Source organism: Thalassovita mangrovi (assembly GCF_009857745.1).
GTDB classification, from domain to species: Bacteria; Pseudomonadota; Alphaproteobacteria; order Rhodobacterales; family Rhodobacteraceae; genus Thalassobius; species Thalassobius mangrovi.
Genome location: NZ_WWEN01000005.1, coordinates 80,715 through 97,336 on the forward strand (window position 1 = coordinate 80,715; position 16,622 = coordinate 97,336).

Sequence of the window (16,622 nt, forward strand, 5' to 3'; positions counted from 1 at the left end):
CTTGCCACGTCTATGCCCTCTCGTCCTTCTCGGCCTGTTCGGCCAATGTCTGTTCCTGGATTTCCCTGGAGGTGCGGATCATCGTCTTTATCCCCGCCGCCAGGCCCAGCAATGTGAAAATGACAAGGAAGATCGGGATCGTCCCGAACAGGCTGTCCAGCCCGTATCCTATGCCAAACCCGATCCCAAGACCGGAAACCATTTCGATCACCATGCGCCAGGCCTGATTGGCCATCGAATAGTGCTCGTCCGCGCGGGGCTTGGGTGCCTGGGCCTTCTTCGCCGCTGCGATCTTGTCCTCAAGCTGCTTGAGCTGCTGCTTTTGGTCGGGATCGGTCACGCGCAAAACCCCCTACGGATAGTCGCGGTCTTGCTATGCTGCGGGACGGCCTGAGTCAAGCGCGCAAAACGCCCCCGCGACGACACCATAAACATCTGACAAATAACAACATTCCAAATCCACCGAATGGCACGAACAGCCCCGCGCGGCGCCTGTGAGCGCCAACATGGCCGAAATCCGTTATTCAACCTTTCGGTTGATCTTTTTCCGGGCCCAGTTGACCGGCCCGCCGGGCGGCCCTAGGCAGGACACATGATGACAGCTTCCGATCTCGACACCGTATTCGCCGCGCTGGCCGATCCGACCCGGCGGCGGATTCTGTCGATGCTTCTGGAAGACGACATGGCGGTGACCGACGTGGCCGATCCGTTCGACATGTCGCTGGCGGCGATTTCCAAGCATCTGGTGATCCTGGCCAATGCCGGGCTGATCAGCCAGGAAAAGCGCGGACGGGTGAAATGGTGCAAGCTGGAACCGGACGCCTTGCGCGATGCCAGCATCTGGATGCAGGGTTTCGGCCAGTTCGAGGCGATCAACCTCGATGCGTTCGAGCGGTTCCTGGCGGTCGAACTGGACGACGGCGGCGAGGCGTCGGAGTAAGCGGCCGGGCCGCTAATGCTCGTTACGCAACAGCAGCAGCAAGGCCACGATGGTCAGCGCCACGCCGCCCAGCACCCAGACCGTGGGCGCGCCGTGTCCAAGCGCCAGTTCCCAGACCAGAACCCAGCTCGGCGTCAGGTAGGTATAGGCCATCACCTTGGCCCCCGGCAGCCGCAGCGAGGCATATTGCACCAGAACAAAGGTCATCGCGCTGGCGAAGACCGCCGTGTAGATGATCGCGATCCAGACGATCCCGGGCAAAGCGGCCCAGTCGGTCGCCACGATTTCACCCCAGCCGACGATCGTGATCGCCCCGAAGCAAACCAGCAAGGTGCCGAAGGTGAACGCCATCGCCGATTCGCCGCGGTTCAGCATCCGCACCATCGGGATATAGATCGCGTGGGCGACGCAGCCCCAGAAATAGATCACCTCGCCCTGGCCGACCTGGAACCGCAGCAGCGCCGACAGATCGGCGCGGAAGATGACCCAAAGCGCCCCGGCGCCGCCGATGCTCAGCGCCAGCGCCATGCGCCGGGTGGTCACCTGCCGCAGCATGATATAGCCGGCAAAGGCCGTCATGATCGGGGTCAGGGTGAACACCGCCGCCGCCGATACCGGCTGCGCGGTCTTCAACCCGTAGAACATCAGCACGAAATAGGTGGCAAACACCCCGCCCAGCAGCAGGTAGCGCCAGGGCGCGTTGAACGTGCTGCGGGGAATGCCGGTGCTCAGCCCCGCCGCGATGCCGACCAGCACGGCGGCGATGGCGAAACGCGCCGCGTTCAGCGCCATCGGCGTGATATGGTCCATCGCCAGGGCACCCAGCGAAAACGACCCGGCCACCAGGGCCGAGAAAACCAGCATGGCCAGATGGCCGCGGGCAGCCTGCGTCACGTTACGCCCACTCCTTGGCCCGATCCTTGAGGAATTTCACGAAGGCCTGGACCTTGGTGGTGCGATGCAGGTCGACATGGGTCACCAGCCACAGCGCGCTGCGCCAGTCGTCGCGCTCGGTGCAGATCTCGACCAGCCCGTCCTGTTTCGCCGCTTCCCATTTGGCCATGAAGCCGATACCGATCCCCTGCTGCACGGCAAGGGTCAGGGACCGTGGATCAGCGCTGCGGAAGATGATGTTCTGTTCCGGCACGCTTTCCCACAGCCACTTGAAATAGGGCGCGCGCGAATCGCGGTTGTCCGACCCGACGAAAAAGTGGTTCGCGAAATCGTCCGGGGTTTCGGGCATCCCCATCCTGTCGATATAGGACTGGGCCGCGTAAAGCGCGGTGCACTGATCCAGCAGCGGCTGAACCACGTTGTCGGGTTCCTCGGGCGCGCGGCCGGCGCGTATCGCCACATGCGCTTCGCCATATTCCAGCCGGAACAGACGGTCGCCGGTCAGGAACCGCAGGATCACCTCGGGATAGGCCAGCCGGAAATCCGCCAAGACCGGCATCAGCAGCGGCGACAGCCCCGACAGCGACGTGACGACCAATTCGCCCGAAACCTCGTTGCCCTGCCCCTTGATGCGCCCCGCCAGCTGGCTGAACTGGTCGTCGGTGGCCTGCGCCACCCGCATCAGGTCCTGCCCCGCCTCGGTCGCGGTGTAGCCGCGCGCGTGACGCTGGAACAGCTTGACGCCAAGCTGGGCCTCCAGCGCATCGATATGACGGATCACCGTGGCGTGGTGCACGCCCAGAACCTCGGCCGCGCCGCTGACCGTTCCCATACGTGCTACCTGGAAGGCGGTGCGGATTTCATCCCAGTTTTCCATCGACGACATATCCGATTCGACCTTTCACCTGCTGCGCCGCACAGTCGATACGCTTCGCGTCCCCGCCGCAACCGTTTCCGGAATAAAAAAAGCGCACCCGAAGCGGGTGCGCTTTTCCGATTCTTTTGTCGTAGGACTTAGTCGGTGGTCGACGAGTCGCTCGACGAAGCCAGAGCAGCAGCAGCCGCAACAGCGGCAACAGCAACTGCACCACCGCCCAGGCCGAAGCTGCCGAACGACGGAGCTGCCAGAACGTCGTCTTCCGGCTCGGTCACGACGGGCTCCGCGGGAACAGCCAGGCTGCCTGCAGCAGCTGCGAGCGGAGAAATGGCGAGGAGTGCGGCGGCCGCAACAGTCTTAAATTTCATGGGATACCCCCTATTAGAATAAAAAGCTCACCCCAAATAACCCTTCCGGGGTGGTGATTGTCAACAACCTTCAAAGCACAATTTTGGCTAGTCACACAAACTATTGCACGATTGCAATACCCTGCCCCTTAAAGCGGCGAGAAAGCGGGCATCGGCGCCCGCGACAGGGTTTCACCCCACCTTCGATACGCCCCTTTCACCCGCCTGATTGGGCCGATTTCGAATCTGCGTCCCGGACCGGCACGCCGAAACAATGCATTTACGCACATATACAACGCAGATTTGCGCAATTCACTACGAATTCGCACAAGGCTATCCATCGGGCAGACAGAAACACCGCAAACAGGATACCTGACATGACACATTCCATTCTGCATATCGACACCAGTATCAAACCCGAAGGGTCGATGTCCAAAACCCTGACCCGCGACATCGTCGCCCGTCTGCAAGGCGCCCATCCCGATTCGTCGGTGACCTATCGCGATCTGGCCGCCCATCCGCTGCCGGAAACCGATGCCGCCTGGATCGCCGCGATTTCGGTCCCGGCCGAAGACCGCAGCCCCGAACAGGCCGACATCGCCGCCCTGTCCGACCGGCTGATCGAAGAAGTCCGTAATGCCGACACCATCGTGATCGGCCTGCCGGTCTACAACTTCAACATCCCCAGCCAACTGAAGGTCTGGCTCGACCTGCTGGCGCGCCCCGGCGAAGCCTTCCGCTATACTGAAGAAGGCCCCGAAGGCCTGATCAAAGGCCCCCGCGCGATCATCGCCTATGCCTCCAACGGCACCCGGATCGGATCGGACATCGATTTCGCCTCGACCTATATGCGCCACATCCTGGGCTTCTTCGGTATCACCGATGTGCAGTTCGTCGCCTCGGACCATTTCGCCATCGACGCCGACAGCTCGGTCAAGGCGGCCAATGACGACATCGCCGGCCTGGCAGCGTAATCCCCAAGGCAAGCCCGCCCCGGCGGGCTTGCCGCCCTCAGCGCCGCCACGGGGCCCCGGCCCCGTCGGCGCGCCATTCCTCCTCCAGCGCGATCCGTTCCAGCCGCCGCAGATCGTCCAGCGTGCGCACCCGCGCGCCCCGCCCGCGCAGATGCTGCAACAGACGGTGCGAATGCACGATTGTCGGCACCGCATCCAGCGGCTCCCACGCATCCAGCATTGTCACCCGACGCAGGTTGAATTCCGGCGGCAGCACGTAAAAGCGCAGGTCGCTTTCCCACAGCAGATCCTTCAGAACCGGCTGATCGCGTTCGCCGCCGCCTTCATCGTAACGCCGCTTCCATTCGGCGAAGAACGCCGCCATTTCCGCATCGTTGCGGTACAGCATCACCCCCGAATTCATCTGCGGGAAGGCATAGGGAGTTTCATGCCCGCCTTCGCGGATCAGGTCCATCCGGCGGCGCACGTCATGGGCCACGGCCAAGGGAAACCGGTCGGCCAGATCGAACAGATCGCCGAACGGCGCCAGCACCAGCGTGTCGCAATCGAGAAACAGAACCCGGTCGAACCGCGCCCTGGCAAAGCAGTCCAGCTTCACCCGCGGATGCGCGCCCGGCACCGGGTGAACCTGGTCGAACCCGTCCACCCCCGGCGCATCCGGCAGGTCGGTGAACAGATCGACGGCCAGGCCGGGGTTGGTTTCCCGGATCGTGGCCAGGCACTGCACCGCCAGATCGACATAGCCCATCCCCGTCGCCACCAGGATCACGCCGTCCGTCATGGTCATTCCCTCTTCGCCTTGCCCCTTTACAGAAGGGCACAACTTGACTCGTGGCCGCAATCGGCGTATCCGCGCAACACCAATCCGGAAGCGATCATGTCTTCCGGTCCTTTGCATTGTGCAAGGATCGCCCCCCGTCAGCGCGTCGCGCCCACGGGGGCAGTTGGCATTTGGGCCGGTCCTGCTTACCTGTAGGGCCATGTGAAACGGGGTTAAAGGAGCCGCGGGAATGTTTGAAAATCTATCCGAACGCCTGGGCGGAGTCTTTGACCGCCTGACGAAACAGGGCGCACTGTCCGAGGACGACGTCAAAACCGCCCTGCGCGAAGTGCGCGTGGCGCTGCTCGAAGCGGACGTTTCGCTGCCCGTCGCCCGCGATTTCGTCAAGAAAATCCAGGATCAGGCCACCGGCCAGGCCGTCACCAAATCGGTCACCCCGGGTCAGCAGGTCGTCAAGATCGTGCATGACGCGCTGATCGACGTGCTGCAGGGCGAAGGCGAACCCGGCGCGCTGAAGGTCGACAACCCGCCCGCGCCGATCCTGATGGTCGGCCTGCAGGGTTCGGGTAAGACCACCACAACAGGCAAGCTGGCCAAGCGGCTGAAGGAAAAGGACGGTAAGCGGGTTCTGATGGCCTCGCTCGACGTCTACCGCCCGGCGGCTATGGATCAGCTGGCCGTCTTGGGCGCTCAGATCGGCGTCGATACGCTGCCGATCGTGCCCGGCCAGAAACCCGTCGACATCGCCAAGCGCGCCAAGCAGCAGGCGACGATGGGCGGCTATGACGTCTACATGCTCGACACCGCGGGCCGTCTGCATATCGACGAAGTCCTGATGGACGAGGTCGAACAGGTCCGCAACGTCGTCAACCCGCGCGAAACCCTGCTGGTGGTCGACGGCCTGACCGGTCAGGTCGCCGTCGAGGTGGCCGAGGAATTCGATGCCAAGGTCGGCATTTCCGGCGTCGTGCTGACCCGGATGGACGGCGACGGCCGCGGCGGCGCCGCGCTGTCGATGCGCGCCGTCACCGGCAAGCCGATCAAATATGTCGGCCTCGGCGAAAAGATGGACGCGCTGGAAACGTTCGAACCCGAACGGATCGCTGGCCGCATCCTCGGCATGGGCGACATCGTGGCCCTAGTCGAAAAGGCGCAGGAAACCATCGAGGCCGAACAGGCCGAGCGGATGATGAAGCGGTTCCAGAAGGGTCAGTTCAACATGAACGACCTGAAGATGCAGCTGGAACAGATGCTCAAGATGGGCGGCATGGAAGGCATCATGGGCATGATGCCCGGCATGGGCAAGATGGCCAAGCAGGTGCAGGAAGCGGGGTTCGACGATTCCATCCTCAAGCGCCAGATCGCGCTGATCCAGTCGATGACCAAGAAGGAACGCGCCAACCCGCAGCTGCTGCAGGCCAGCCGCAAGAAACGCATCGCGGCGGGCGCCGGGATGGAGGTCTCCGACCTCAACAAGCTGCTGAAAATGCACCGGCAGATGGCTGACATGATGAAGAAGATGGGCAAGATGGGCAAAGGCGGCATGCTGAAACAGGCCATGAAGGGCATGTTCGGCAAGGGCGGTCTGCCCGCCGACATGGCCGGCATGGACCCGTCGCAGATGGACCCGAAAGCGCTGGAAGCGGCGGCCAAGGCAATGGGCGGGGCCAAGGGCCTGCCCGGCGGGTTGCCGGGTCTCGGCGGCGGCATGGGCCTGCCCGGCGGGCTCAGCGGTCTGGGCAAGAAGAAGTAAGCAGATGCTGACCCAGGCCCCCATCCTTGAAACCGAGCGCCTGATCCTGCGCGGCCCCGAACACCGGGATGCCGAGCCGGTGATCGCGTTCCTGTGCGATCAGGACCGCGCGGCCGGGTTCGGGGCCTCCCCCGACCGGCACGACGCCTGGCGCTGGTTCGGGTTGATGGTGGGTCACTGGCATATCCGCGGCTACGGCTATTTCGTGATCGAGGACAAGGCTTCGGGTCAGGCCGCGGGCATCTGCGGCATCTGGAACCCCGACGGCTGGCCGGAACCGGAACTGGGCTGGGTCGTGTTCGACGGGTTCGAGGGCTTGGGGCTAGCTTATGAGGCCGCCCAACGCGCCCGCGAATGGGCCTATGCGCCCGACGGGCTGGGCTTCACCACGCTGACCTCGAACATCGTGCCGTCGAACGCGCGCTCCATCGCGCTGGCCGAACGGCTGGGCGCCTGGGCCGAACGCACCTACATCAACGTCCACATGGGCGAAGACATCCTCTATCGCCACCCCGGCCCGGATGATCTGGACCAAGACGGTTCGGTGGAGGCCTACGCATGAGCCTGTCGCTGAACATCCCCACCGTGGAAACCGACCGCCTGATCCTGCGCGGCCCGGAAGCGCGCGATTTCGACGCGCTCGCGGCGTTCTTCGCCGACGAATCCCGCAGCTGGGGCTTCGGCGGCCCGAAAAGCCGCAACGAGGCCTGGCGCTGGTTCGCCAGCAATATCGGCCACTGGGCGCTGCACGGTTATGGCTTCTGGACGGTGGAAACCAGGGACGGCGGCGACATCATCGGCATCGTCGGGCTGTGGAACCCCGAAGGCTGGCCCGAACCGGAACTGGGCTGGGTGATGTTCGAAGGCTCCGAAGGCAAGGGTTTTGCCTACGAGGCGGCACATGCCGCGCGCGCCTATGCCTACGGTCACATGGGCTTCACCACGCTCACCAGCAATATCTTCCCGGGCAACACCCGCTCGGTCGCGCTGGCCGAACGGCTGGGCGCCCGGTTTGAGCGCGACTTTACCAACGTCACCCACGACACCGAAATGGCCTATCGCCACCCCGCCCCCGAGGCGCTGGCAGAGGAGGAAACCGCGTGACCGGCTTCACCCTCCCCATCCCGGTGATCGAAACCGAACGGCTGATCCTGCGCGGTCAGAAGGAAAGCGACCTCGACGCGCTGGCCGCACGCGACTACGGCGCGCGCCATTTCGGCCTGACCGCCCCGATCAGCTACATCGTGCCCGACAACGCGCGGTCCAAGGCATTGGCCGAACGGCTGGGTGCGCGGTTCGAACGCGAGGGCGCGGTGATGGGCCATGCCTGCCACGTCTACCGCCACCCGAAAGCGGAGGCGGTCTGATGTCGGTGAACATCCCCACCCTGGAAACCAAGCGCCTGGTCCTGCGCGGCCCCGAGCCGCAGGATTACCCGAATTTCAAATCGACCTTCACCAGCTACCGCGCCCGGTTCATGGGCGGGCCGCTGAACGATTATGAAACCTGGATGCTCTACGCCGCCGAAATCGGCCATTGGCAGATCCGCGGCTACGGCATGTGGATGATCCACGACAAGCAGACCGACAAGCCGCTGGGCATGGCGGGTGGCTGGAAACCGGCGAAATGGCCGGAACCGGAACTGGCCTGGATCATCTGGCCGGAAACCGCCGGGCGCGGCTATGCGCTGGAAGCGACCGACGCGGCCCGCAAATACCTCTACAATACGCTTGGCTGGGAAACCGCGGTGTCCTATCTGGACCCCAAGAACCTCGATTCGATCCGGCTGGCCGAACGTCTGGGCGCCAAGAAGGACGCGCAGGCGGCCACCGTCGACGGCCATGACGTGGTCTATCGCCACCCCTCGCCGGCGCAGCTGAAGGACACCCAGATTTCCCACGGCATCGCGATGGAAATCGCAAATTACGCCGACCCGCTTTTCAAACCGAAAGGATTTGCCCTTGACTGACGCCGCTACCCGCGCCGCGGAGCTCCTCAAGGAACACCGCGAAAGCATCGACCGGCTGGATGCGATCCTCGTCTATACCCTGGGCGAGCGGTTCAAGCACACCCAGGCGGTGGGCCGTCTCAAGGCCGAACACGACCTTCCCCCGTCCGATCCGGCCCGCGAGGCCACCCAGATCGCACGGCTTGAAGATTTGGCGAAACAGGCTGACCTGGACCCTGATTTCGCCAAGAAGTTTCTGAACTTCATCATCGCTGAAGTCATTCAGCACCATAAGAAACATCAGGAATAACCGGCTCCGGCCGGTCAACGCCATCTGAAGGAGAAAACAAAATGGCTATGAAAATCCGTCTGGCCCGTGGTGGGTCGAAAAAGCGTCCGTTCTACCGTGTTGTCGCAGCCGACTCGCGCATGCCGCGCGACGGCCGCTTCATCGAGAAGCTGGGCACCTACAACCCGCTGCTGCCGAAAGACAGCGAAGAGCGCGTGAAGCTGGACATGGAACGCGTTCAGTACTGGCTGGACCAGGGCGCACAGCCGACCGACCGTGTTGCACGCTTCCTGGAAGCCGCCGGCACCCTGGCGAAAACCGAGCGCAACAACCCCAAGAAAGCCGTCCCCGGCAAGAAAGCCCAGGACCGCGCTGAAGAAAAAGCAGCCAAGGCCGCAGAAGCAGCCGAAGCAGCAGCAGCCCCCGCCGAAGAAGCAGCGGCTGAAGAGTAAGCAAGGGGAGCGTTGGAATGCAGGCCTTCCCGTCTTCTTTCCAACGCGATCTTGCCGATCTGATGCGGTGGCGGCGCGACGTGCGCCGCTTCCGTACAGATCCCGTGGACGAGACATTGCTGCGGCAATGCTTTGAAGCGTTTCTGATGGCCCCTTCGGTGGGGCTGTCGGAACCCTGGCGGGTGATCCGGGTGCAAAGCGATGCCGCCCGACACGCCGCGCTTGAGAATTTCAAAACCGCTAATGCCGATGCCCTCGCGGGCTATGACGGCGACAAGGCGCGGCTTTACGCCGGGCTGAAACTGACCGGGATGGAAAACGCCCCGGTGCAGCTGGCGGTGTTCTGCGACGATTGCACCGGCAAGGGATCGGGGCTGGGCGCCGCGACCATGCCGGAAACCCGGCGCTATTCCGTCGTCTCGGCCATCAACCTGTTCTGGCTCGCCGCCCGGGCGCGCGGCATCGGCGTGGGCTGGGTGTCGATCCTCGACCCCGAACAGCTCTGCCGCGACCTTGACGCGCCGCAGAACTGGACGCTGGTCGGCTACCTCTGCGTCGGCTGGCCCGAGGAAATGAGCGACACGCCGGAACTGGAACGCGCCGGATGGGACGCGCGGCGTGGCCATCTGCCGGTCGAGGACCGCTGAAGGTAAGCCCTGGCACAACATAGGGCAGTGCCCGACCGCGGGTGGGTGCGCAAACCTGTATGGCTGCCCCTTTATCCATCCGACCACTTCCTGCGTTGCTGTATCGCATAGACCTCACCGAAGCGCCCGCCCGTGTGGGCGGTCGGGCGCTGCCCGGCGGCGCAAGCGCCGCGGTTCGGGCCGGGAACCAAATCCGACACCCCGCAACACCCGAATTGCCCCCGCCCATCCAAAGCGCTATCACCATAGCGAAACGGCAAAGGACCCCCGAAGCATGGATAATCCTGACGAACTGATCTGTGTCGGTGCCATCGCGGGCGCTTACGGCGTGCATGGCGAAGTGCGGCTGAAAAGCTATACCGCCGATCCCGAGGCGATCGAGGATTACAATCCCCTGACCACCGAAGACGGCAGCCGCAGCTTCGATGTCGGCATCATCCGCCCGATCAAGAACGGCCTGTCGGTGCGCCTGTCCTCCGTCACCAGCAAGGAAGAGGCCGACGCGCTGAAAGGCGTGAAACTCTACGTGCCGCGCAACCGCCTGCCCTCGCTGCCCGATGACGAATTCTACCACGCCGACCTGATCGGGCTGGAGGTGTTCGACACCGGCGGCACGAAACTCGGCACGGTGAAATCGGTGATGAACCACGGCGCGGGCGATCTGCTGGAAATCCACGGGCCGGGGCTGAAGGCGACCGTGCTGTTGCCCTTCACCCTTGATGCGGTGCCGACCGTCGATCTGGACAAGGGCCGGATCGTCGCCGACCCGCCCGAAGGCCTGTTCCCCGAATGACGCGGGTGATCGTCCATGCCGGGTTTCACAAAACCGGCACGACAAGCCTGCAGCAGCAGCTGATCCGCCTGCGCAAACCGCTGAGCCCCTACCTGAGCTATTACGGCAAGGACGATTTCCTCGCCGCCGGGACCCATGCCCGCAAATACGCCCAGAAACCCTTCTGGTGGCGCCGGATCATGTTCCGCCGCGCCTTCCGCCGCTTCCTGGCGGGCATTCCCGACGATCCTGTGATCTTCCTGTCGCGCGAAACGCTGGCGGGCACCATGCCGGGGCATCGCGACTGGCGCGGCCGGGTGATTTCCGATTACGCCCATTCCGCCGTGCCGGTGGGGCGCGAAATCATCCGCGAATTGCGCCGCCGCTTTGGCCCCGACGTGCAGATCGAATTCCTGCTGACCACCCGGGCCGCCGACAAGTGGCTGCGCTCGGTCTATGGCCATCTGCTGCGCTCGATCCACCTGACCGAAAGCTTTGAGGACTTCACCGCGCAATTCCCCGGCCTGCCCAATCCGACGGCCGAGGCCCACCGCATCGCCAGCGCCCTGCGCCCCTGCAAGACCCATATCCTGGCGCTGGAGGATTACGCCGACACCCGCCACGGCCCGGCCGGGATGGTGCTGGACCTGGCGGGCGTGCCCGGCGCGGTGCAGGATGCCCTGCCCGCCGCGAACCGGCAGAATGTCGGCCAGTCGCCACAGATGGAGGCGGAGTTCCTCAGCCTCAACCGCTCAGGCAAGCCCAAGGCCGAGCTGCGTCGCACCAAAGAAGAAATGCTGGCGCAGTATCGCGGCGCGGTAAAACGGGGACTGTCCGAAACCGCGCGAAACGGGTAAGAGGCCCGCCATGACCGACCAACCCAAATCATACGGCCGCAAATCCATCCGGCTGTCGCTGAAACCGCAGGAACTGATGACCCACAACCCGACCCTGGCCGGGGTCTGGACCGCGCGGATCATCACCCTGTTCCCGCAGGCCTTCCCGGGCGTGCTGGGCGAAAGCCTGACCGGCAAGGCGCTGAAGGACGGCAAGTGGCAGCTGGAAACCACCGATCTGCGCGACTACGGAATCGGCAAGCACCGCAATGTCGATGACACCCCGGCAGGCGGCGGCGCCGGCATGGTGCTGCGCGCCGACGTGTTGGGCAACGCGATCGACCACGCGATGAAGGGCACCCGCGGGCGCTGGCCGCTGGTCTACCTGTCCCCGCGCGGCCGCCGCTTCGATCAGGCGATGGCGCGGAACTGGTCTGAATGCGATGGCGTGACGATGCTGTGCGGCCGGTTCGAAGGGGTCGATCAGCGGGTGCTGGACCACTACGACATCCAGGAGGTCTCCTTGGGCGATTTCGTCCTGACCGGCGGCGAGATCGCGGCGCAGGCGATGATCGACGCCACGGTGCGGCTGCTGCCCTCGGTGCTGGGCAATGCCGAAAGCATCGAGGAGGAAAGCCACTCCAACGGATTGCTGGAACATCCGCAATATACCCGTCCCGCCGAATGGAAGGGGATGGAAATCCCCGAGGTGCTGATGTCCGGCCATCACGGCAAGATCGAGCAATGGCGCCACGAGATGTCCGAGGCGCTGACGCAGCAACGCCGCCCCGACATGTGGGATGCCTATTGCAAGAAGCGCGGCGAGAGCTGAGGCTTCGCCCCGCCCCGGGCGCTGGCCCGGCGGTCTTCGGCCTTGTTCCGGGCCCAGGGCTCAAACACCCCTTGTTTCTGCAACAAATTATTGCAGCTCGCCCTTCGGTGGTGAATAGTCCGGAAAGACGACTTTCATTGAAGGAGATTGAGCAGTGGCTGGTAAATTCGAACTCTACAAAGACAAGGCCGGTGAATTCCGCTTCCGCCTGAAGGCGGGCAATGGCGAAATCATCCTGGCCAGCGAAGGCTACAAGCAGCGCGCCAGCGCCGAGAACGGCATCGAGTCGGTCAAGAAAAACGCCCCCGAAGACGCGCGTTACGAGCGCAAGGAAACCAAGTCGGGCAAGCACATGTTCAACCTGAAAGCCACCAACGGCCAGGTGATCGGCACCTCGGAAAGCTACGAAAGCGAAGCGGGCCGCGACAACGGCATCGAGTCGGTCAAGAAAAACGCCCCGGACGCCGACGTCAAAGACCTGACCGAAGACTGATCCAAACCACCCTCAAAACCACCCCAGGGCCTTTCTGTCCAAGCGCAGAAAGGCCTTGATCCTTTCCCCCCCTGCCCCTATACACCGCCCGTTCGCGGCCGGAATCGGCCTGCGGGCCATTCGGGTATTGTTCCGGCTGCTTCTTCGGCATCCCTGACGGACGGACCCGATAGCGGAATAAGAAACACGACCTGATCTCTGGCGGGCGCCCCGGTAATCGGAACAGGCGGACCCGGTCGAAGGCCAAGAGCTCTGAGGACGGACATCACCTTTGCGGAGCAACCGCAAGCAAGATAGGAGAAGATCAGATGGATCTGATCGCACAGCTGGAGGCGGAACAAATCGCCGCCCTGGGGAAAACCATCCCCGATTTCAAAGCCGGTGACACCATCCGCGTCGGCTACAAGGTGACCGAAGGCGCGCGTACCCGTGTGCAGAACTACGAAGGTGTCTGCATCAGCCGTAAGAACGGTTCGGGCATTGCCGGTTCGTTCACCGTCCGCAAGATTTCCTTCGGCGAAGGCGTGGAACGTGTGTTCCCGCTCTACTCGACCAACATCGAATCGATCGAAGTCGTCCGCCGTGGCCGCGTCCGTCGCGCCAAACTGTACTACCTGCGTTCGCGCCGCGGTAAATCCGCCCGTATCGCAGAGGTCGCCAACTACAAGCCCAAATCGGGCGCAGAAGCGTAAGGAGCGGAGCGATGAAAGCAGACATCCATCCCGACTACCACTTCATCGAAGTGAAAATGACCGACGGCACGATCGTGACCATGCGCTCGACCTGGGGCGGCGAAGGCGACACCCTCGCTCTCGACATCGACCCGACCGTGCACCCCGCATGGACCGGTGGCTCCTCGCGCCTGCTGGACGCCGGCGGCCGCGTGTCGAAGTTCAAGAACAAATACGCAGGTCTGGGCTTCTGATCCCTTTCCTGATGGACAAAGAAAAGCCCCGCCAACCGGCGGGGCTTTTTTATTGGGGGTGAGGATTGCCGCCCGGTTCAGGCGGCCCGGCCCTCCGGCGTGAAATCCACCTCGGCAGCAGCATCGCCACCCTCATCCAGCGTCAGATCGAACGACACGCTCGACTGGGCGACCTTGCCCTCCACGCTATCGCCACCCTCATCCGTGCCATCGCATTCGATCTGATCGATGCGGGCAATGGCGACATTCACCTGCTCCAGCCCCTCGGCCTGGCTCGTCGCGCCATCGGCGATATCGACCATCAGGTCGTTCAAATCCGATACCGAGGCGACGATGCGCGACAGCGCCTCGCCGGTTTCACCGACCAGCCCGACCCCCTCGGCCACCTGCTGCGACGAGGTGCCGACCAGGCCCCGGATCTGATGCGCCGCATCCGACGACCGCTGCGCCAGCTTGCGCACCTCGCTGGCGACCACCGCGAAACCGCGCCCGGCCTCACCGGCGCGCGCCGATTCCACCGCGGCGTTCAGCGCCAGAAGGTCGGTCTGCCGCGCGATATCGTCGATCACGTCCACGATGCTGACCACCTCGGCCGAAGATGCCTCGATCGCCTGCATGGCGGACCGGGTACGTTCGACCACCGCGCCGTTCTTGTCCGCATCGGCCTTGGCATTGGCCACCAGCACCTGCGCATTGGCCGCGTTTTCCGCCGCCGCGCTGGCGGCGCTGGCCACCTGTTCCACCGCAACCGCCGCACGCTGACCTTCGCGCCGGGTCCGATCCGCCGCCGCGATGGCCAGTTCACGCGCTTTTTCGGCCTCTTGCTGTGCCTTCACCGCCTCCGCCGCGCTCTGCGCCGCCTTGGCATGCGTTTGTTCGATCTCGCGCCGCGCCTTCTGGCTCAGGATCATCGACCACAGCAGCACCGCGGCTTCGACCACCACGATCGCGGCGTGGAACAGCACCCGCTGAACGGTTTCGAAAAGCGTCGTTTCCGGGAACACCAGAACCGGCAGGAACACCCCCAGCAGAAGGTGATGCGCGGCGGTGACGACCACCGCCAGCAGCAGCGCCCGGACATCCGCCATGGTGGCGACGATGGCCAGCACGGCGAAAAAGGTCATATGGGTGTCGATCTGCCAGCCATGCCCGGCAAACCCAGCCGTGAAGGCGATGGACTGACCGACCAGCGCCAGCGCCAGCACCATCGGCCGCGATTTCTGATCCACCCGCGCCGCGACAAGCGCCATCAGGCCGAAAATCACCGACGCCATCACCACGGTGGACAGAGGCCCGCCGACGACAAAGGCCGCGATGGGCGGAATGGGCGCCATGCCCAGGGTGACAAGGCGCACCATCTTGGTCGAACGCACGACGTCGCTTGAGAGTTCACTATTCATTTTACCATTTATCCCGATACACAGAAAAATCTGAAAGCACCCGGATCCAGCAGGAACCAGGCCCCGGCGGCCTTGAATGCATCCAGCGACGCCCCGGTTGCCATCACCGACAGCGGAGCATTCACCGGCGCAACGACCCATCCCCCCGCCTCGGCGACGATCGCTTCCGGTCCGCCCTTCCAGGGCGGGGCGATCACAAGAACCGCGGCATCTGCGTCATCGGGCGCGCCCAACGCGACAGCGGCGAATTCCGTGCCGAAACTTGCGATCAGGCCAATGGCCAACAGGGGAACAGGATGCACTCTAACCATGTGATCAAATTTACCCCAGAATCGGGGCAAGTTTTCGCTGACATACGAATTCGCAACCTCTGCATCACTTAGTATACAATTGCATACTACTGATACTTTTATCCGCTTGACGCTACGCAACCTTCATACACATACGACAAATTCAATGCGTTCAGAACGCCAGCGCTGCCGCCTGAACGTCAGGATCACCCGCAAGGCCGCAAGCCCTCTTCCATATTTCTGCAACAGATGCCATTGAAGCCGTCCAAACGGATCAACAAGGCTTTGCAAATAACCGCCGCCACCATATCCTGTGGCAAAGCGGCCGGAACAAGGCAGGTATAGGGGAAATCTTTCAATGGCGCATATCATTGTCGTCGGGAATGAAAAGGGCGGCGCGGGCAAATCCACCGTGTCCATGCATATCGCCACGGCCTTGGCGCGGATGGGGTTCAAGGTCGGCGTTCTCGACCTCGACCTGCGGCAGAAAACCTTCGGCCGCTATGTCGAAAACCGCAAGAATTTCTCGGCGAAATCCGGGCTCGACCTGCCCAGCCCCGATTACCACGAACTGCCCCCGGCCGACCCGGCGCAGCTGCAGCCGGGCGAAAACCCCTATGATCAGCGCCTGTCGGCGGCCATCGCGGCGCTGGAACCGGACCATGATTTCATCATGATCGACTGCCCCGGATCGCACACGCGGCTCAGCCAGGTGGCGCATTCGCTGGCCGACACGCTGGTGACGCCGCTGAACGACAGTTTCGTCGATTTCGACCTGCTGGCCAAGATCGACGAGGACGGCAAGAAGATCCTCGGCCCCTCGGTCTATTCCGAAATGGTGTGGAACGCGCGGCAATTGCGGGCGCAGGCGGGGCTCAAGCCGATCGACTGGATCGTGCTGCGCAACCGCCTGGGCGCCCAGCACATGGTGAACAAGGAAAAGATGGGCAAGGCGCTGGATAACCTGGCCAAGCGGATCGGATTCCGCGTCGCGCCGGGCTTCAACGAACGGGTCATCTTCCGCGAATTGTTCCCGCGCGGGCTGACCCTGCTGGATCTCAAGGATATCGGCGTCACCAGCCTGAACATTTCCAACGTGGCGGCCCGGCAGGAACTGCGCGACCTGATCAAGGCGCTGAACCTGCCCGGGGTCGAACCGAATTTCTGAGGAC

General features: G+C 63.6%; 25 protein-coding genes. 17 read left to right on the top strand and 8 right to left on the bottom strand.

The window, feature by feature from the left end; all coding sequences use genetic code 11:
* Positions 1–10 precede the first annotated feature (10 nt).
* Positions 11–340: an AtpZ/AtpI family protein gene (locus tag GR167_RS12610; RefSeq protein WP_160973967.1), complete on the bottom strand. Its 330-nt coding sequence runs from the start codon at positions 338–340 to the stop codon at positions 11–13.
* A 252-nt stretch (positions 341–592) separates the two neighbouring features.
* On the opposite strand from GR167_RS12610, the gene GR167_RS12615 reads away from it, so the two are divergent.
* Entirely contained in the window at positions 593–940 is a 348-nt protein-coding gene (locus tag GR167_RS12615) for an ArsR/SmtB family transcription factor (RefSeq protein WP_235915952.1), read from the top strand.
* Positions 941–952: 12 nt separating this feature from the next.
* Here GR167_RS12615 and GR167_RS12620 read toward each other — a convergent pair whose 3' ends face one another.
* From GR167_RS12620 to GR167_RS12630, 3 genes are all read right to left on the bottom strand, one after another.
* Positions 953–1,834 (bottom strand): DMT family transporter, encoded by an 882-nt coding sequence (locus tag GR167_RS12620; protein WP_370741309.1) that lies wholly within the window; start codon positions 1,832–1,834, stop codon positions 953–955.
* Between the two features lies 1 nt (position 1,835).
* Positions 1,836–2,711, bottom strand: a complete 876-nt coding sequence (locus GR167_RS12625) for a LysR family transcriptional regulator (protein WP_160974296.1) — start codon at positions 2,709–2,711, stop codon at positions 1,836–1,838.
* 137 nt (positions 2,712–2,848) lie between these two features.
* Positions 2,849–3,079: a hypothetical protein gene (locus GR167_RS12630; RefSeq protein ID WP_160973968.1), complete on the bottom strand. Its 231-nt coding sequence runs from the start codon at positions 3,077–3,079 to the stop codon at positions 2,849–2,851.
* 356 nt (positions 3,080–3,435) lie between these two features.
* Between GR167_RS12630 and GR167_RS12635 the strand changes: the two genes are divergently transcribed.
* The gene (locus GR167_RS12635) at positions 3,436–4,032 is read left to right on the top strand and encodes an FMN-dependent NADH-azoreductase (RefSeq protein WP_160973969.1); all 597 of its coding nucleotides are present in this window, start codon (positions 3,436–3,438) and stop codon (positions 4,030–4,032) included.
* Positions 4,033–4,069: 37 nt separating this feature from the next.
* Here the strand turns inward: GR167_RS12635 and GR167_RS12640 are convergent, their stop codons facing one another.
* Entirely contained in the window at positions 4,070–4,819 is a 750-nt protein-coding gene (locus tag GR167_RS12640; protein ID WP_235915953.1) for a putative nucleotide-diphospho-sugar transferase, read from the bottom strand.
* Positions 4,820–5,042: 223 nt separating this feature from the next.
* Between GR167_RS12640 and ffh the strand changes: the two genes are divergently transcribed.
* From ffh to rpmE, 14 genes are all read left to right on the top strand, one after another.
* The gene (gene ffh / locus GR167_RS12645) at positions 5,043–6,566 is read left to right on the top strand and encodes a signal recognition particle protein (protein ID WP_160973970.1); all 1,524 of its coding nucleotides are present in this window, start codon (positions 5,043–5,045) and stop codon (positions 6,564–6,566) included.
* A 4-nt stretch (positions 6,567–6,570) separates the two neighbouring features.
* Positions 6,571–7,128, top strand: a complete 558-nt coding sequence (locus GR167_RS12650; protein ID WP_160973971.1) for a GNAT family N-acetyltransferase — start codon at positions 6,571–6,573, stop codon at positions 7,126–7,128.
* A complete protein-coding gene (locus GR167_RS12655) occupies positions 7,125–7,670 on the top strand; it encodes a GNAT family N-acetyltransferase (protein ID WP_160973972.1) in 546 nt (181 codons plus the stop codon). The genes GR167_RS12650 and GR167_RS12655 overlap by 4 nt, the downstream gene beginning before the upstream one ends.
* A complete protein-coding gene (locus tag GR167_RS12660; protein WP_160973973.1) occupies positions 7,667–7,933 on the top strand; it encodes a GNAT family N-acetyltransferase in 267 nt (88 codons plus the stop codon). Before GR167_RS12655 ends, GR167_RS12660 begins: the two co-directional genes overlap by 4 nt.
* The gene (locus GR167_RS12665) at positions 7,933–8,535 is read left to right on the top strand and encodes a GNAT family N-acetyltransferase (protein ID WP_160973974.1); all 603 of its coding nucleotides are present in this window, start codon (positions 7,933–7,935) and stop codon (positions 8,533–8,535) included. The genes GR167_RS12660 and GR167_RS12665 overlap by 1 nt, the downstream gene beginning before the upstream one ends.
* Positions 8,528–8,824 (top strand): chorismate mutase, encoded by a 297-nt coding sequence (locus GR167_RS12670; protein WP_160973975.1) that lies wholly within the window; start codon positions 8,528–8,530, stop codon positions 8,822–8,824. Before GR167_RS12665 ends, GR167_RS12670 begins: the two co-directional genes overlap by 8 nt.
* Positions 8,825–8,865: 41 nt before the next feature.
* Complete coding sequence (rpsP, locus tag GR167_RS12675) at positions 8,866–9,255, top strand: 30S ribosomal protein S16 (RefSeq protein ID WP_160973976.1); 390 nt, start codon at positions 8,866–8,868, stop codon at positions 9,253–9,255.
* A 17-nt stretch (positions 9,256–9,272) separates the two neighbouring features.
* The gene (bluB, locus tag GR167_RS12680) at positions 9,273–9,902 is read left to right on the top strand and encodes a 5,6-dimethylbenzimidazole synthase (protein WP_160973977.1); all 630 of its coding nucleotides are present in this window, start codon (positions 9,273–9,275) and stop codon (positions 9,900–9,902) included.
* 274 nt (positions 9,903–10,176) lie between these two features.
* On the top strand, positions 10,177–10,695 hold the full coding sequence (gene rimM / locus GR167_RS12685) for a ribosome maturation factor RimM (RefSeq protein WP_160973978.1): 519 nt from the start codon (positions 10,177–10,179) through the stop codon (positions 10,693–10,695).
* A complete protein-coding gene (locus GR167_RS12690) occupies positions 10,692–11,531 on the top strand; it encodes a hypothetical protein (RefSeq protein ID WP_160973980.1) in 840 nt (279 codons plus the stop codon). Before rimM ends, GR167_RS12690 begins: the two co-directional genes overlap by 4 nt.
* 10 nt (positions 11,532–11,541) lie before the next feature.
* A complete protein-coding gene (trmD, locus tag GR167_RS12695; RefSeq protein WP_160973982.1) occupies positions 11,542–12,342 on the top strand; it encodes a tRNA (guanosine(37)-N1)-methyltransferase TrmD in 801 nt (266 codons plus the stop codon).
* A 154-nt stretch (positions 12,343–12,496) separates the two neighbouring features.
* Positions 12,497–12,835: a YegP family protein gene (locus GR167_RS12700; RefSeq protein WP_160973983.1), complete on the top strand. Its 339-nt coding sequence runs from the start codon at positions 12,497–12,499 to the stop codon at positions 12,833–12,835.
* A gap of 308 nt (positions 12,836–13,143) precedes the next feature.
* On the top strand, positions 13,144–13,527 hold the full coding sequence (rplS, locus tag GR167_RS12705; RefSeq protein ID WP_160973985.1) for a 50S ribosomal protein L19: 384 nt from the start codon (positions 13,144–13,146) through the stop codon (positions 13,525–13,527).
* Positions 13,528–13,538: 11 nt separating this feature from the next.
* Complete coding sequence (gene rpmE, locus GR167_RS12710; protein WP_160973987.1) at positions 13,539–13,760, top strand: 50S ribosomal protein L31; 222 nt, start codon at positions 13,539–13,541, stop codon at positions 13,758–13,760.
* Positions 13,761–13,837: 77 nt separating this feature from the next.
* Here rpmE and GR167_RS12715 read toward each other — a convergent pair whose 3' ends face one another.
* From GR167_RS12715 to GR167_RS20155, 3 genes are all read right to left on the bottom strand, one after another.
* The gene (locus tag GR167_RS12715; RefSeq protein ID WP_160973989.1) at positions 13,838–15,160 is read right to left on the bottom strand and encodes a methyl-accepting chemotaxis protein; all 1,323 of its coding nucleotides are present in this window, start codon (positions 15,158–15,160) and stop codon (positions 13,838–13,840) included.
* A gap of 8 nt (positions 15,161–15,168) precedes the next feature.
* Positions 15,169–15,501 carry a hypothetical protein gene (locus tag GR167_RS20290; RefSeq protein WP_160973991.1) on the bottom strand — a complete coding sequence of 111 codons (333 nt, stop codon included), beginning with the start codon at positions 15,499–15,501 and terminating at the stop codon, positions 15,169–15,171.
* A gap of 93 nt (positions 15,502–15,594) precedes the next feature.
* Positions 15,595–15,870, bottom strand: a complete 276-nt coding sequence (locus GR167_RS20155; RefSeq protein ID WP_212769978.1) for a hypothetical protein — start codon at positions 15,868–15,870, stop codon at positions 15,595–15,597.
* On the opposite strand from GR167_RS20155, the gene GR167_RS12725 reads away from it, so the two are divergent.
* A complete protein-coding gene (locus GR167_RS12725) occupies positions 15,809–16,618 on the top strand; it encodes a division plane positioning ATPase MipZ (protein ID WP_160973993.1) in 810 nt (269 codons plus the stop codon). The two genes, GR167_RS20155 and GR167_RS12725, sit on opposite strands and share 62 nt — an antisense overlap.
* The last annotated feature ends 4 nt before the right edge of the window (positions 16,619–16,622 follow it).